9 protein-coding genes and 5 pseudogenes are annotated in these 16,555 nt (G+C 38.9%); 9 read left to right on the forward strand and 5 right to left on the reverse strand.

The window, feature by feature from the left end:
- Positions 1–49 precede the first annotated feature (49 nt).
- Complete coding sequence (gene gyrA / locus PN838_RS02580; RefSeq protein WP_272179681.1) at positions 50–2,728, reverse strand: DNA gyrase subunit A; 2,679 nt, start codon at positions 2,726–2,728, stop codon at positions 50–52.
- A gap of 262 nt (positions 2,729–2,990) precedes the next feature.
- Here gyrA and ubiG point away from each other — a divergent pair.
- The 9 genes and pseudogenes from ubiG (at position 2,991) to arsJ (ending at position 12,839) form a co-directional block, all read left to right on the forward strand.
- Positions 2,991–3,711 (forward strand): annotated as a pseudogene (gene ubiG, locus PN838_RS02585) (bifunctional 2-polyprenyl-6-hydroxyphenol methylase/3-demethylubiquinol 3-O-methyltransferase UbiG).
- A gap of 401 nt (positions 3,712–4,112) precedes the next feature.
- Positions 4,113–6,426: pseudogene (gene nrdA / locus PN838_RS02590) on the forward strand (class 1a ribonucleoside-diphosphate reductase subunit alpha).
- 63 nt (positions 6,427–6,489) lie between these two features.
- A complete protein-coding gene (nrdB, locus tag PN838_RS02595; RefSeq protein WP_215962985.1) occupies positions 6,490–7,620 on the forward strand; it encodes a class Ia ribonucleoside-diphosphate reductase subunit beta in 1,131 nt (376 codons plus the stop codon).
- Between the two features lie 29 nt (positions 7,621–7,649).
- Positions 7,650–7,919, forward strand: coding sequence for a class I ribonucleotide reductase maintenance protein YfaE (gene yfaE, locus PN838_RS02600; RefSeq protein ID WP_215962986.1), 270 nt, complete (start codon positions 7,650–7,652; stop codon positions 7,917–7,919).
- Between the two features lie 256 nt (positions 7,920–8,175).
- A pseudogene (locus PN838_RS02605) lies at positions 8,176–9,002 on the forward strand (metalloregulator ArsR/SmtB family transcription factor).
- A 43-nt stretch (positions 9,003–9,045) separates the two neighbouring features.
- Positions 9,046–10,073, forward strand: a pseudogene (gene arsB / locus PN838_RS02610) (ACR3 family arsenite efflux transporter).
- Positions 10,066–10,575, forward strand: a complete 510-nt coding sequence (locus tag PN838_RS02615; RefSeq protein ID WP_272179682.1) for a phosphatase domain-containing protein — start codon at positions 10,066–10,068, stop codon at positions 10,573–10,575. The pseudogene arsB and the gene PN838_RS02615 overlap by 8 nt, the downstream one beginning before the upstream one ends.
- Before the next feature lie 26 nt (positions 10,576–10,601).
- Complete coding sequence (locus tag PN838_RS02620; RefSeq protein WP_272179683.1) at positions 10,602–11,612, forward strand: ArsJ-associated glyceraldehyde-3-phosphate dehydrogenase; 1,011 nt, start codon at positions 10,602–10,604, stop codon at positions 11,610–11,612.
- A 16-nt stretch (positions 11,613–11,628) separates the two neighbouring features.
- Positions 11,629–12,839: pseudogene (gene arsJ / locus PN838_RS02625) on the forward strand (organoarsenical effux MFS transporter ArsJ).
- Between the two features lie 212 nt (positions 12,840–13,051).
- Here arsJ and PN838_RS02630 read toward each other — a convergent pair.
- The 4 genes from PN838_RS02630 to PN838_RS02645 form a co-directional block, all read right to left on the reverse strand.
- The gene (locus tag PN838_RS02630; protein WP_272179684.1) at positions 13,052–13,543 is read right to left on the reverse strand and encodes a cupin domain-containing protein; all 492 of its coding nucleotides are present in this window, start codon (positions 13,541–13,543) and stop codon (positions 13,052–13,054) included.
- Positions 13,544–14,126: 583 nt separating this feature from the next.
- The gene (locus tag PN838_RS02635) at positions 14,127–14,711 is read right to left on the reverse strand and encodes a hypothetical protein (protein ID WP_272179685.1); all 585 of its coding nucleotides are present in this window, start codon (positions 14,709–14,711) and stop codon (positions 14,127–14,129) included.
- A 260-nt stretch (positions 14,712–14,971) separates the two neighbouring features.
- Positions 14,972–15,643 carry a DUF2987 domain-containing protein gene (locus PN838_RS02640; RefSeq protein ID WP_272179686.1) on the reverse strand — a complete coding sequence of 224 codons (672 nt, stop codon included), beginning with the start codon at positions 15,641–15,643 and terminating at the stop codon, positions 14,972–14,974.
- Positions 15,644–16,447 carry a glucosaminidase domain-containing protein gene (locus PN838_RS02645; RefSeq protein WP_272179687.1) on the reverse strand — a complete coding sequence of 268 codons (804 nt, stop codon included), beginning with the start codon at positions 16,445–16,447 and terminating at the stop codon, positions 15,644–15,646. It lies immediately after the preceding gene.
- Between the last annotated feature and the right edge of the window lie 108 nt (positions 16,448–16,555).

A 16,555-nucleotide genomic window follows, 5' to 3' on the forward strand; every position in this document is an offset into this window, starting at 1 on the left:
GGTCCATTAGGACCTTTTTTATTCTATATTTACAGTTAAAGACTGCGACTTATTCGCCCTGTTCAGGCGCTTCGTCATCTACATCTTCACTTGATTCAGCTTGTATGTCATTTGTTACTTCAGCGCTTTCGCCTTCAATAACATCCTGACCCTCGACAACTTCGCCGTCGATAAACTCGCCTTCAAGCGTTTCATCTTCTTCAATCTCTTCGACTTTAGCCAGACCGACAACCAATTCACCTTCAATTGTTCTTATCAAACGAACACCTTGAGTGTTACGTCCAACAACAGATACTTCGTGAACCCGTGTTCTTACTAATGTACCTTTATTTGAGATGATCATGATTTCGTCAGTTTCAGCAACTTGACAAGCGCCAACCACTAAACCATTACGTTCACTCACTTTAATCGAAACAACACCCTGTGTTGCTCGACTCTTAGCTGGGTAGTCAATTTGCGGTGTACGTTTACCAAAACCGTTTTCAGTGATCGTTAGGATATTGTCTTCTTCGTTAGGCACGATTAGTGATACCACTTTCGCGTCTTCAGTCAATTTAATTCCACGAACACCTGTCGCAGTACGTCCCATTGCACGAACTTGCCCTTCATCAAAACGAACAACTTTACCGTTTTGTGAGAACAACATGATTTCGTTTTGGCCATTTGTTATTGACGCACCAATGAGTTTGTCACCATCATTCAAGTTCACAGCGATAATACCGCTAGAACGAGGACGAGAATATTCGGTCAATGCTGTTTTCTTAACGGTACCGTTTGCCGTTGCCATAAATACAAACTTATCTTGTTCGAATTCTTTGACCGGCAATATTGTTGTTATCTTCTCGTCACTTTCTAGAGGTAACAAGTTAATAATTGGACGCCCACGTGATTGACGTGACGCTAATGGTAATTGGTATACCTTCAACCAATATAAACGACCGCGGTCAGAGAAACATAAGATTGTGTCATGGGTATTGGCAACTAATAGTTTTTCAATGAAATCTTCATCTTTCATCTTAGTCGCAGACTTACCACGACCACCACGGCGTTGAGCCTGATAATCAGTAAGTGGCTGATATTTGCAATAACCTTCATGAGAAAGCGTTACAACAACGTCTTCTTCATTGATTAGATCTTCAAGGTTGATATCGTGTGACGCCTCACGGATCTCCGTTTTACGTTCATCACCATAAGTATCGCGAATTAATTCTATCTCTTCACGAATAACTTCCATCAAACGCTCAGGTGAACCTAAGATCTCTAACAATTCAGCAATTAAGCCTAAAATTTCACGATATTCATCTAAGATCTTTTCGTGTTCTAGACCGGTTAATTTATGTAAACGTAATTCCAATATCGCTTGAGCTTGTTGCTCAGTCATATGGTATAAACCATCGCGAATACCGTATTCATCTTCTAGCCATTCAGGGCGAGCAGCGTCATCGCCTGCACGTTCTAACATGGCAGCAACACCACCTAGCGGCCACCCTTTAGCAGTAAGCTTTATTTTTGCTTCAGCTGGCGTTGGAGAGGTTTTAATTGTCTCGATGATTTCGTCAATATTTGCCAATGCTATTGCAAGAGCTTCTAATATATGGGCACGGTCACGTGCTTTACGTAAATCAAATACCGTACGACGCGTAACAACTTCGCGGCGGTGAGATAAAAATGCTTCAAGCATTTCTTTAAGTTTGAATATTTTTGGCTGTCCGTGATCCAGTGCAACCATATTGATACCAAATACGGTTTGCATTTGAGTCAATGCAAACAAGTGATTTAAAATCACCTCAGTTGGTTCACCACGTTTCAATTCGATAACAATACGCATCCCGTCTTTATCAGACTCATCGCGCAGTGCCGTTATTCCTTCAACCTTTTTATCTTTTACCAGCTCTGCAATTTTTTCAATCAGCTTAGCTTTGTTAACTTGATAAGGGATTTCGGTAACGATAATCGTATCCTTACCCGTTTTTTCATCCGTTTCAATTTCTGTATTTGCTCGGATATAAACCTTACCACGACCAGTACGGTACGCTTCTTCAATCCCTTTACGGCCATTGATAATCGCGCCCGTTGGAAAATCAGGACCCGGAATATGTTCCATCAACTCAGGAAGTTCCATATCAGGATTAAAAGATAAGGCTAAAACCGCACTAACAACTTCACGTAGAGAATGTGGCGGTATATTGGTTGCCATACCTACAGCGATACCAGAAGAACCATTAATGAGGAGATTTGGTACTTTTGTCGGTAAAACAGCAGGAATAAATTCAGTCCCATCGTAGTTAGGAACAAAATCGACTGTTTCTTTTTCTAAGTCAGCGAGGAGTTCATGGGCAAGCTTGTCCATTCTCACTTCGGTGTAACGCATTGCGGCTGCGGAGTCGCCGTCAACAGAACCAAAGTTACCTTGGCCGTCTACTAATGTATAACGTAAAGAAAATGGTTGCGCCATACGAACAATGGTATCGTAAACAGCTGAGTCACCATGTGGGTGATATTTACCAATTACGTCGCCCACGACACGGGCAGACTTCTTATATGGTTTATTCCAGTCATTTTTAAGTTCATTCATCGCAAATAAAACACGGCGGTGAACCGGTTTTAAACCATCACGAACATCGGGTAAAGCACGTCCTACGATTACACTCATCGCGTAATCAAGGTAACTTGTCTTTAGCTCTTCTTCGATATTAATGGGGCTAATGTTTTTGGCGAGTTCAGTCATAAACGAAAATTTCCCTGCAACTATTTAAATAGAAGTTTTTATTGTTTTTAATTAACGCGGGATTGTAACACATTCGTGTATTCGTGCTAGTGAAAATTACGTTATAAATAGTGGGGGGCTAGTGTTGTTGTCGTTAAAATCGCCTTGAGGCCATTTTGATGCGTTATTTGCTGTTTATTTAATCGATTGTTGAAATCTAGAATTCTTTTTCACCACAATATCGAGTACCCTACTCTGCGTTAATTATCTTAAAGGAACTTACATGTCGTTAGAAAACACCACAAATGTTGATCAACATGAAATTGAAAAGTTTAACTCAATCGCAAGTACATGGTGGGACCTAGAAGGTGATTTCAAACCTCTGCACATTATTAACCCTGCGCGGCTTGCCTATATACAGGAACAAACAAGCGGTTTAGCGAATAAGTCTATCCTTGATATTGGTTGCGGCGGCGGTATTTTGACCGAAAGTATGGCAAAACTGGCCGGCGACGTCGTGGGGATCGATATGGCGAGCGATTCATTACAAGTGGCTCAACTACACGCCTTAGAAACTAAGGTAACTAATGTGAGATATGAGCAAGTGCAAGCAGAACAATATTGCGCTGATAATAAACAACAGTTTGACGTTGTCACGTGTATGGAAATGTTGGAACACGTACCAGATCCGGCAGCTATTATTGAAGCCGCGGCGATGGCCTGTAAACCTGAGTGGTTCTGTTTTCTTTTCAACGTTAAATAAAACATACAAATCCTACGCTCTAGCGATAGTTGCAGCAGAAAAGCTATTAAAGATAGTGCCAAATGGAACGCATGATTACGATAAGTTTATGAAACCGTCTCAAATCATCCGTTGCGCCTCTAATTTTGATCTTAATGTAAAACATAGCATTGGCATTAATTACAACCCAATCTATAGCTCAGCCAGTTTAACGCCAAAACTTGATGTTAATTATGTGCTGCATTTTAAAAAATTGGTTTAAATGGCGACAAACCCAACGGTGACGCTGGCATCATAAAATTTACAAAAAGTGAAGTAATAATTTGGTAATTTAAATGGATTTTTCAGATAAAATTCATATAAAAAAATAGTTAAAAATCACGTTCAATTATGGATATTTTTAGTTATGTTTACACCTGTTGCTCATACTGTAAGGAGACACTTACAAGGACCCATGGTTGGTTATTTTGTAGTCATATAGATGAATATTTTAAACTTGCAATCATCTCCTCTACACTCTATCTTGTGCTATCGAATTTAAACAGACACTATATGATGTGTTTTTAGCCAAATTAGCTAATTATTATCCAGTCTGATTTAAAATTGCATCTAAATGCGATACACAAAATAATAATATATAAAAACAAAGGACAAACTGGCCCAATGAACAGCACCCTTTCTGTAACCAAACGTGACGGTGTAAAAGAACCTTTAGACCTAGATAAAATCCATAGAGTGATTACCTGGGCAGCAAAAGGTTTAGACAACGTTTCGGTATCTGAAGTAGAAATTCGTTCTCACATCCAATTTTACGATGGCATAAAAACAGAAGATATCCATGAAACCATCATAAAAGCGTCAGCGGATCTTATTGCAGAAGACACTCCAGACTATCAATATATGTCTGCACGTTTAGCGGTCTTCCATTTACGTAAAAAGCGTATGGCCAATTTGAACCACCACGTTTGTTTGATCACGTTAAACATTTAGTTGCTAATGGCCGTTATGACGAACATTTATTAGCTGATTATACAGAAGCCGAATTTGACGCTATGGATAAGTTTCTTGTCCATGACCGTGACCTAGATTTTAGTTACGCAGCCGTTAAACAGTTAGAAGGTAAGTACTTAGTACAAAACCGCGTAACAGGCCAAATTTACGAAAGTGCCCAGTTTTTATATATTTTAGTCGCCGCGTGTTTATTTGCTAAATACGACAGCGCGACTCGCTTAGACTACGTAAAACGTTTTTATGATGCGACGTCGCAATTTAAAATTTCGTTACCAACACCAATTATGTCTGGTGTTCGTACGCCAACCCGCCAGTTTAGTTCGTGTGTGTTAATTGAAGCGGGTGATAACCTAGATTCAATTAATGCAACAACATCTGCCATTGTTAAATATGTTTCGCAACGTGCAGGTATCGGTATCAATGCCGGTCGTATTCGCGCTTTAGGTAGCCCGATTAGAAATGGTGAAGCATTCCATACAGGTTGTATTCCATTTTATAAACACTTTCAAACAGCCGTAAAAAGTTGTTCACAAGGTGGTGTTCGTGGTGGTGCAGCTACCCTATTCTACCCGCTATGGCATTTAGAAGTTGAAACACTCCTTGTACTTAAAAATAACCGTGGTGTTGAAGAAAACCGAGTAAGACATTTAGATTACGGCGTGCAATTTAACCGCTTGATGTATCAACGATTAATCCAAGACGGTTTTATTACTTTATTTAGCCCGTCAGATGTTCCTGGTTTGTACGACTCGTTCTTCCAAGACCAAGATGAATTCGAACGTTTATATGTTCAATACGAACAAGACGATTCCATTCGCAAAAAACGCATTAAAGCCATTGAGTTGTTTAGCTTGTTCTTAAACGAACGTGCTAGTACAGGTCGTATCTATTTACAAAACGTTGACCATTGCAATACTCATAGTCCGTTTAATCCTAAATACGCGCCGGTTCGTCAAAGTAACTTGTGTCTTGAAATTGCCCTTCCGACTAAACCACTTCAGCATGTAAATGACGAAGAAGGTGAAATTGCCCTCTGTACATTGTCGGCATTTAACTTAGGCGCAATTGAATCATTAGACGAATTGGATGAGTTGGCTGAATTAGCTGTTCGTGCATTAGACAGTTTATTAGATTATCAAGACTACCCAGTTCCAGCCGCATTTAATGCCACTATGGGTCGTCGTACGTTGGGTGTTGGTGTTATTAACTTTGCATATTATCTTGCAAAAAATGGCGCAAAATACTCGGACGGGTCTGGAAACAACCTGATCCACAGAACTTTTGAAGCAATTCAGTTTTATTTGTTAAAAGCCTCTAATACGTTGGCTAAAGAACAAGGTGCCTGTCCGAAGTTTAACGAAACGACATATTCTCAAGGTATTTTACCAATCGATACCTATAAAAAGGCGGTTGACGGATTCTGTCAGGAGCCTTTGCATTTAGATTGGGAAACCCTAAGAAAAGATATTGTTGAGCACGGCTTACGTAATTCAACATTGTCGGCACTTATGCCGTCAGAAACATCGTCACAAATTTCTAATGCGACGAACGGCATTGAACCTCCTCGTGGTTTGATATCAGTTAAAGCAAGTAAAGACGGCGTGTTAAAGCAGGTTGTTCCTGAAATTGGGCGATTAAAAGATCAATACGAATTGTTGTGGAATATTTCAAGTAACGAAGGTTATCTGCAATTATGTGGGATCATGCAAAAATTTGTCGACCAGACAATTTCTGCCAATACAAATTACGATCCTACAGACTTTAATGATCACAAAGTACCAATGCAGCAGTTGTTAAAAGATTTATTAACAGCTTATAAATATGGCTTAAAGACTTTGTATTACCATAATACGCGGGATCAAGCAGGCACCTCTACCGACAGTAAGTCTGGTAAAAGGTCACCGCACCAACCACAGTTGTTATCGAAGACGATGAAGACTGTGAAGGCGGCGCTTGTAAAATTTAGTCATATTATTATGCCCAAACCTATGTTTGGGCAATTCAAAATTAGATTACAGAGTTTAATAAAATGCGATATACCACGTTTAATCAAAATGAAGTTAACCCGCTTAAAGAACCTATGTTTTTTGGCGAAGCCGTTAACGTTGCTCGTTACGACCAACAACGTCACGCTATTTTCGAGAAACTAATTGAAAAGCAACTGTCCTTTTTCTGGCGACCAGAAGAGATCGATGTAAGTCGCGACCGAGCTGACTTCCAAAGCATGACGGATAGTGAAAAGCACATTTTCATTTCAAATTTAAAATATCAAACGTTATTAGATTCTATTCAAGGCCGTAGCCCGAACATCGCTCTGTTGCCAATCACATCACTTCCTGAATTGGAAACATGGATCGAAACTTGGTCGTTCAGTGAAACCATTCACTCCCGCTCGTACACTCATATCGTGAGAAATTTATTTAGTGACCCGAGCGAAGTTTTTGACGACATCGTCAAGAACGAAGAGATCCTGAAGCGCGCAGCAGACATTTCTAAATATTACGATGATCTAATTTTCTATACTCAGATATTTCAAACTCTCGGTGAAGGTGAACATGTCATCGACGGTGAACGCTACGTAGTTAACCTTCGTGTTTTAAAGAAAAAATTGTATCTTGCCGTAAACTCAATTAATGCATTAGAAGCGATTCGCTTTTACGTCAGCTTTGCTTGTACGTTTGCTTTTGCTGAGCGCGAATTAATGGAAGGTAACTCTAAGATCATTCGTCTTATTGCCCGTGATGAAAACCTGCATTTAACCTCAACGCAACACATTATTAATTTGTGGGCTGATGGTCAGGATGATCCAGAAATGCAAGAGATCAGCATGGAGTGTTTCCAAGAAGCAAAAGAAATTTTTGCCAATGCAGTTGAGCAAGAAAAAGAATGGGCTAAATACCTATTTAAAGATGGCTCTATGATTGGCTTAAATGAAGAAATATTGTGTCAATATGTTGAATATATCGCTAATCACCGCTTATCTGCGATTGGTATTCCAGCGATGTATGACGTTAAAAGTAATCCGCTACCATGGATGAACAAATATTTAGAATCTGACAACGTTCAAGTTGCACCACAAGAAGCTGAGATCAGTTCTTATCTTGTTGGTCAAATTGACTCAGAAGTTGATGCGTCTGAATTTGACGGTTTTGAACTGTAATTTTAGTCAGTTCCCTACTTTAACGATTCATGTCTAAAATACGGGTTTTGAGCCAACAAGAAGTTGAAACAGAGTTTGAATTTCAATCTGGCGACAAAACCCTACTCACCTCACTCCTAAATCAAAAATTGGACGTGCTTTACCATTGCCGTGAAGGGTTTTGTGGTGCATGTCGATGTAAACTAAAAAGTGGTACAGTTGAGTACATTAACGAACCACTGGCTTTTGTTCGCAAAGGCGAAATCCTCACTTGTTGTTCCAAACCCACTACTGATATTGAGATAGAAATTAAATTTTAAGCCCCTGTCTTTACGCTGCGCCTCAGACGTAAACGTTACAAATTGACTGCAAAGAGTTTATTCAACACACGTTAGATCCAGCTCATTTTGTTATTTTTTGTCTCAAGCGTCGAGTTAAACCTCTTAAACTCATTAATATAAACAAAAACTTACCAATATAAACCTCATTTAACCGCGACATTTTTAATATAAACACTTTACATATGATTGTTTGTATATACACTATTTTATATATATTAAGTCTGTTACTAATTTTATGAAAAATCTAAATAAACAAAAAGTCCTTTTTATCTGTACTGGAAACTCGGCTAGGTCACAAATGGCAGAAGCGCTTCTAAGACATAAAGCCGCGGATTATTTTGAAGTGTATAGTGCAGGAACACAGCCTGATACAGTAGACGTGCGTGTGATTGAGGCATTAGGTCAATTTGGGATCGACACCACTGGTTTAGTTTCAAAAAATATAAATACGTTCGAAGGTCAAATTTTTGATTACGTCATCACGCTCTGTGATAAGGCAAATAATGAATGTCGTAGCTACCCAAATGCTCTCAAGCAATTAGCATGGGATTTCCCTGATCCAAAAGAACGCTCCTGCAGTAATCCATTTTCTACAACATTAACTGAACTAAATAATCGATTATCGATGTTTCTTTTAGTCGAAGGCAAAAATGCGCGATTTCAAAATGAAACCACCCATAATCGCGCAAGTGACGGAGTTAATCAGCTAATTGACCTAGAGCCGATCTCTTTTTATAAGACCCTTACGGATGATATTCGACTCAAAACATTAATGTTGACCCATTATTATGGTGAACTTTGCGTATGTGAATTAATGGAAGCGATGGATGAAGATAGCCAACCAAAAGTGTCACGCAACCTTGCCGTTTTGAAAAAGCGAATGTAATAACGGATAGGAAACACGGACAGTGGGTGTTTTACCGAATAAATCCTGAACTGCCGCTGTGGGCTAAATCAGTTATTGCACAAACAACTGAGAACAACGTTCCTCTTATCGCTAACGAAGTCAAACGTTTGGCTAATATGAAAAATAGGCCCGACAAATCCAATTTCTGTAAATAAAGATCACAAAACAATTTTTCTTCTAATTTAAAGAGGATTTTACATGGGTATTTTTGAGCGTTATTTGTCCGTATGGGTAGCTATGAGCATAAGCTTGGGGTGATTTTAGGCCTTTGGCAACCAGAGGTTTTTCAAACAATAGCGGGCTTTGAAGTAGCGCATGTAAATATTGTTGTCGCTGTTTTCATCTGGGTGATGATTTATCCTATGATGGTTCAAATAGACTTTTCAGCTATAAAGAATGTAGGTAAAAACCCAAAAGGACTGCTGCTAACTATAGTAATCAATTGGTTGATTAAACCTTTCACTATGGCCGGTTTAGGATGGCTATTTTTTAATATCTTATTTGCCGATCTGGTTGACCCAACATCAGCTCAAGAATACATAGCAGGCATGATTTTACTGGGCGTCGCACCATGCACTGCGATGGTCTTTGTGTGGTCGCAACTAACGAAAGGAGATCCAAATTATACCTTGGTACAAGTCTCAGTTAATGACGTGATCATGATCTTTGCGTTTGCGCCTATCTCTGCGTTTTTACTCGGTGTAAGTGACATTCAAGTCCCTTGGGAAACATTGCTTATTTCTGTTGCACTTTATGTATTATTGCCATTAATAGCCGGTGTTTTAACTCGCAATATGCTCAATAAAGGCCAAGGAGAACATACCGTAAATCAATTTTTGTCTTCTTTAAAGCCATGGTCGGTTATTGGGTTGTTGGCAACCGTCGTTTTATTATTTGGCTTTCAAGCAAATACAATAATTTCTGAACCTGAAACCATCGCTTTAATTGCAATTCCGTTAATGATCCAAACTTACGGTATTTTCCTCATCGCTTATTTGGCTGCGAAATGGATGAAACTCCCCCATAACATCGCTGCGCCCGCCTGCCTGATAGGTACTTCTAACTTCTTTGAACTTGCTGTTGCTGTCGCTATCTCGCTATTTGGCCTGCATTCCGGTGCTGCTTTAGCCACCGTAGTGGGCGTGCTCGTTGAAGTACCTGTCATGCTCTCGTTAGTTTATATAATAAACCATACTCAAAACTGGTTTGGAGAAAATCATGGATAATAAACCAGCCATACAAAAACACCCTTACGATATATTGCCTCTAGAAAATGGTGCGCAACTTATTTTTACACCTTGCCCTGGAACAAAAGACGCTAGTTTAAGTGACGCTATTTCAACCCTAAAACATGCAGGAACAAGCATGCTGATAACATTAATGTTTGACGATGAAATGGCAAAAAACAATGCCCAGTCTTTACCTACGGAATGTCTTAAACACGACATTGAATGGGTTCAGCTCCCTATTGTTGATGACGCCGCACCTGCGCAGGCATTTGAAAACCAATGGCACGTGCAGAAGGACAAGATCTTAGAACAACTAAAGAACAAAGGCACTATTGCGGTCCACTGCAAAGGCGGCTCCGGTAGAACAGGTTTGGTAATTGGCCTCATTCTTTTATCTATTGGTTGGCCCGCTGAAAAAATAATAAAACAAATTCAACAAAGGCGTCCTAACGCACTAAAAAATTCAAAACAGCTCAATTATTTTAACTCTTATTTGTAAATATTAAATAATACATAGGTAAATTTATGACAATCAAAATAGGTATTAATGGCTTTGGTCGAATGGGTCGATTATCAATGCGCGCCGCTTATGACTGGGACGACATTGAAATAGTACATATTAATGATCCTGCAGGTGATCCCGCAACATTAGCGCATTTAATGACGTTCGATTCGGTACATGGCAAATGGCATTACGACGTAAGTCATAACAATAACGAACTTATTATCAACGGTAAATCAATTACTTGTACGCACAATAAAGCGATTAAAGAAACTGACTGGTCAAAATGCGATGTGGTAATAGAAGCCTCTGGCAAAATGAAGACAAAAGCGCTATTAAACGACTATTTGGAGCAAGGGGTAAAACGTGTAGTGGTTACCGCTCCAGTAAAAGAAGATGGTGTTCTAAATGTTGTTATGGGAGTAAACGATCATCTGTTCAACAAGGACTTACACCCTATCGTGACCGCCGCGTCATGCACCACGAACTGCTTAGCGCCAGTCGTAAAAGTAATTCATGAAACACTAGGTATTAAACATGGGTCTATGACAACCATTCATGATATTACCAATACGCAAACTATCATTGACGCACCACACAAAGACTTACGCCGCGCTCGAGCGTGTGGTTCTAGTTTGATCCCTACCACAACAGGTTCAGCGACCGCAATTACCCATATTTTTCCTGAACTTTTGGGTAAGTTAAATGGCCACGCGATACGTGTGCCATTAACTAACGCTTCTATCACCGATTGCGTTTTTGAATTAGAACGTGAAACCAATATTGAAGAAGTAAATGCCCTATTACAACAAGCTTCTCAAGGGCAATTGCAAGGTATCTTAGGTTATGAGGAACGCCCTCTTGTTTCCATCGATTACAAAACAGATCCACGTTCAGGCATCATTGATGCGTTATCGACTATGGTGATAAACAAAACGCAACTGAAATTGTACGTTTGGTATGACAACGAATGGGGTTATGCAAATAGAACGGCAGAATTGGCACGTTTAGTCGGTATGGCAGATAAAGGCTAAGGGCAAGTTAACAAACATGGGACTTTTATCATTTAAAACACTATCGCCACAGATAAAACAATATTTATTGATCACCGCTAATTATTGGGCGTTTACATTAACTGATGGTGCACTGCGTATGCTCGTTGTGCTGTATTTTCATCAGTTAGGGTACTCACCATTAAATATTGCGATGTTATTTTTATTCTACGAAATATTTGGTGTTATCACTAACCTTGTTGGGGGTTGGTTAGGCGCTCGTTTAGGTTTAAACAAAACTATGAACATCGGGTTAGCGATTCAGATAATCGCGCTCGCTATGCTTGTAGTTCCTGCTGAAATGCTAACAATCGTCTACGTAATGGTGGCTCAAGCATTATCTGGTATCGCCAAAGATCTAAATAAAATGAGTGCTAAGAGTTCCATTAAGTTACTTGTAAGCGACGGCGCAGAAGGAAAGCTCTATCATTGGATTGCAATACTGACGGGGAGTAAAAATGCACTAAAGGGCGCTGGGTTCTTTTTAGGGGATTGCTACTTACTTTACTTGAATTTAAAGGCGCGATTATTGTTATGGCAGCCCTATTAAGTATCGTTTGGGTCGTTAGTTTAATCGCATTAAGGGAAGATCTGGGTAAAGCAAAGCACAAACCTAAATTCAGTGACATTTTTTCCAAGAGTGCATCAATAAATATTCTGTCAGCAGCGCGCATGTTTTTATTTGGGGCAAGAGATGTTTGGTTTGTAGTCGCATTACCAGTATTTTTAGCCGTAAAGTTTAATTGGGATCACTGGTGGGTTGGTGGATTTATGGCAAGTTGGGTAATCGGCTATGGTATCGTACAATCCTTCGCGCCCTATTTTACCGGAAAGAGACAGGGAAAAACGCCAACTGGAAAGTCTGCTTTTCTATGGGCAAGTTATTTGGCAATAATCCCCGCTTTTATTGCTTTGGCATTACACTTTAATTTTCACATTCTTGCGTCGATCATCATAGGACTCATTATTTTTGGCGTTGTGTTTGCCATTAATTCGTCTATGCATAGTTACCTTATCGTAAGTTACGCCGGTAACGACGGTGTGTCGCTCGACGTTGGTTTTTACTATATGGCTAATGCAATGGGCAGACTAATAGGCACTGTACTCTCAGGATGGGTATATCAAAATTTTGGCCTAGAGGCATGTTTATGGATATCAAGCTTGTTTGTTGCTACAGCGGCCTTGCTATCTTTGAAATTGAAACAATAAAAACTGTACTCACTTTCCTAAATTGAAATTAAAAAGCGTCGGGAATAATTTGGTTGATTTGATATTGATGAGCTTGTTTTATGTGCTCACAATCTTTAAGAGATCAACAATTCTGACGCTTATTTTAGGAAGTGGACGCCTCAATAATGGGCTGGTTGTAATTGGTTAAAACCAGTGACGAAGGAGCAAAAGCCAACCGTTTTTAACTTTGTTTAACAAATTGTTATGCTTTTTACCACCCTCTGGTTCTTGGATATTTTCAAAATCAACCAAATTCCATTTTTGCCCATTGCGGCGATATATTCGTTTTTAAGATTGGGGTAGTCAGCCATATCGCTATCTAGCCGCTGACCAACAACTATACATTTTAGAGTTTCAGTTCCTGTATTTTTAATGTTATGTGCTTCACCTCCAGCACGATAACCAATAAAGTCACCTGCTTTAATTTCGTATACCTCATTTCCAACAATAGCTTCACCATTCCCTTCAAGAACATATACACATTCTTCCTCAGAATAATGAACATGCGTTTCGGTAGTTACATAACCGGGTTTAACTTCAATTATGTGAAACCCAATACCACTCAGACCCGTTAAGTCTCCAAGAGATTTATTAATACGCTTTGCATTAGGATTAAGAAAATGTGTTTTATCAATACCCTCGTAGGCATCAATCTCTTCTTTAGTAACTAAATATTTATCCATCAGGTTACCTTATGAATGCACTCATTTTAATTTAAAACATAACAACTTCATCAGGAAAAAGTTTCCTCAGATCCTGAAAAAATATTTTCCCTGTGCTTATTTATCTATTATTAGCAAACTCTTTAGGGTGCTTGCAACTACTATGTCTGAGCAATGATGTTTTTGTGGAAATCAGGAAAGTTCGGTGATCCGAAGACTATCGAGGAAATAGCAGTTAGTTGTTTCTATAAGGCAATGTCCCAGTTATGTGTTGATATCGTCAAATAAACAAGTACCAAAAAGAGGGTAAAGTTGGAAAGTATGGTAATTGCCGAATCGAGTTCTTTATTTAAGGGGCGCAACAAATAAAGGCTTACAAAGGTTCAAATGCAAATTCTGTAAAAAATTCACAGGTGTAAAAAGCTCACCTTTTAAAACCCGATGCAATCAGACACGCTGATTGCTATGACAAAGAGAGTGTACCGCTTTTCACTTAGACGACTCGCTATATGAGTTTAAATATTTATCTAAATGGTTAGCAGACCCACTGTTTATAATTTGTCAGGCTAATAATAAACAGTAGTTGATACTTCTGAGGTAGAAACTAAAGTAGAAACTCAAATCGGAAATAGTTGCTTAGGTTTGAAGTTACTTCAGTACTATTAGCGCTGTAAGCAATATAATCATCCAAATCTAAGTCGATAATTACACATCCACAAACAGGGCTATAATATGCTTCAATCCCATTCCCACTGTCACCAGAAATAAAATCGGACCATTGCGCTTCGACTCTAAAAAGTAAAGGGTTGGAGTTTTCATAGTCCTGATAAAAGTAAAAAGTACCATTCACTCGCCTAACTTGTGTGTGCAACATCAATTCAGTTTCTTCGCCCGAAAGCATACTTAAATCTTTAGTCCAATCGCCATCTGCGATAAATGAAAAATCAAAATAATTCCCATTGTGGGTAAACAAGGTCTGCGAACATTCGGTATCTACACACCGCTTTTCTAATTGTTTTGGCTTAGTCAACTCAATACTGAAGTAGCCAGTTCGTTGTTCTAAATCAACCTCGGTGAACGTAGCAACCTCACTATCATTGGTAAAGGACACTTGATCAGAAAATGCGTCCTCTTCGAGAACACAGGCTGACAATAACAAAGTTAGAAGGCCCACCGTAATTAATTTCATAAACTTCTCCTTAAGGCTCAATATCAAATATAGACTTACAAGAATTAACTCAAAACGATCCATCGACAATAATATAATCATAACTATCATATAATTGGATGAAAAACAAAAAAGCCCTACCTAACTGGTTGGGCTTGTTAAACGTTAAACTGTAGTTTTAAAAAGTGTATTGATGACAAACCGACTTTGTAAAGTTTGATACCTCTAAACTCTACTTTTTAACGAAAATTGAAGATTAAAAATCACTGATTACCTTAGCTCTATGGTTTAATAAACGGAACAATCTTCGATGGTATTGAACTAAGGACAAATGGTTTTTCAGCGTTTTTAAGTATGGCTGAAGTTAATATACATTGGTTATCACTGCACCAACTTTCATCTCCGTTGATTATACTTAATTGCTCTCCAGTTTTTCCTAAAACGGTAACACCTGTGACTTTTGGTACTAAAAACGACATCATGCCTCCTAAATCCTGGAGAGCATCGTTAAAAGTTTCAACAAGACGGACTAGCTTAGTATTGTCTATGGTTGAGGCTAACAAGAAGCTGTTTTCAAGTCTCATGTTTAAGCCGCACTCTAATCCCTTTTCGGTTTCAATGACCAACTTTGCTTTATCCATGTCCAACTGTTCATCAAATGGCAATAAAACTTCACCATTTTCTAGATAGTAAACAGGCATTGATTTGATCTTAGTTTGCAACTTAGCCGAACGTATTGGACAGGCTTTTTTACTGTTAATTTGATTAAAGTAAAACGCCAATTTTATATCAACATATTCAGCTTCATCCAAATCATCCATACGATCAAAAAAGCCATCGTAGTTGAGTTCCATCGTCTTTGTTTGTTGTTCAACGTTGGCAAATAGGCTACTCGACACCAAACACATGGGGAAAATCAGTAAAAACGGTACCGCTAATTTTTTCAATGTCATTTACATATACTTTTGGTTAAAACGTAACATTTCTTGGATCTCTTCCACGTAGGCTTCGCGACGGGTTGAATATGGCAATAGCCCCTCTGCAATAACATACGGGTCCAGTTCATCATGGTTAACCCTTTGTTGATTTCTAAGTTGTCGTAACTTAGCGTATGCGTGGCCAGTATTTAAGTTATGGAAATAACTTCTGATGGAATCCGCTGGCGTTGCAAATTTACGTACTTCATAGGTTTTGCCTGCAGGTCGGCCTGTTGGAATAACGCCGCAGCCTTTGGTAAAACACCATTGACCAAATAAATTATTTGCTTCTAACGCGAATCGCGAGGTTCCCCAACCACTTTCGTTGGCGGCCTGCATCAAAACCAAATCCACTGGGATAATATCAACACGAGTTAGTAATTCAGCTTTCACTTTATGTAAGTCGTCTAATTCTTTAATTCGGTATTTTTTAGCAAGAGCAAGAAAACGCTTTTTGTCTGACGCGTTTTTACTCTGTGGACTAAATGATTCTACAAACGCGCGATGACGGCCGAGTTCTTCGTTAACTTCTAAAACAAATGGCTTCATAAAAGTAAAAAAAGCGTGCTTCTTTTCTTTCACATCACGAATGCTGGCAAAATCGGGGAGATGAACATTTTTATGAGATTTTTTAGATATGTGTTTTTCAACCGATCCAATCTCTATGTCTAGTTCGCTTTCTGAACTTGATTCTACCGGTGAATGCTGTACGAAGGGGTAAATAGCTGCATAAGCAACGACAAGGATAATGACTAATTTTTTTATTACTTGGCTTATCATAAAATTTCCGTAATTGGGTTAAGCCTGTAATTTTAGCACAACTTATCGAGGCGTCTTTACTCTATCCCAAAAATAGTTTTACCTGCTTGTAAACACAAGGCTTCATTA

Origin of the sequence: Psychrosphaera algicola (assembly GCF_028401425.1) — a bacterium.
Classification (GTDB): Bacteria; Pseudomonadota; Gammaproteobacteria; order Enterobacterales; family Alteromonadaceae; genus Psychrosphaera; species Psychrosphaera algicola.

Coding starts and splice junctions, on each gene's coding strand:
- PN838_RS02630 (WP_272179684.1), bottom strand. CDS start 13,543: ATGGATAAATATTTAGTTACTAAAGAAGAGATTGATGCCTACGAGGGT.
- PN838_RS02645 (WP_272179687.1), bottom strand. CDS start 16,447: ATGATAAGCCAAGTAATAAAAAAATTAGTCATTATCCTTGTCGTTGCT.
- PN838_RS02635 (WP_272179685.1), bottom strand. CDS start 14,711: ATGAAATTAATTACGGTGGGCCTTCTAACTTTGTTATTGTCAGCCTGT.
- PN838_RS02615 (WP_272179682.1), top strand. CDS start 10,066: ATGGATAATAAACCAGCCATACAAAAACACCCTTACGATATATTGCCT.
- PN838_RS02620 (WP_272179683.1), top strand. CDS start 10,602: ATGACAATCAAAATAGGTATTAATGGCTTTGGTCGAATGGGTCGATTA.
- gyrA (WP_272179681.1), bottom strand. CDS start 2,728: ATGACTGAACTCGCCAAAAACATTAGCCCCATTAATATCGAAGAAGAG.
- yfaE (WP_215962986.1), top strand. CDS start 7,650: ATGTCTAAAATACGGGTTTTGAGCCAACAAGAAGTTGAAACAGAGTTT.
- PN838_RS02640 (WP_272179686.1), bottom strand. CDS start 15,643: ATGACATTGAAAAAATTAGCGGTACCGTTTTTACTGATTTTCCCCATG.
- nrdB (WP_215962985.1), top strand. CDS start 6,490: ATGCGATATACCACGTTTAATCAAAATGAAGTTAACCCGCTTAAAGAA.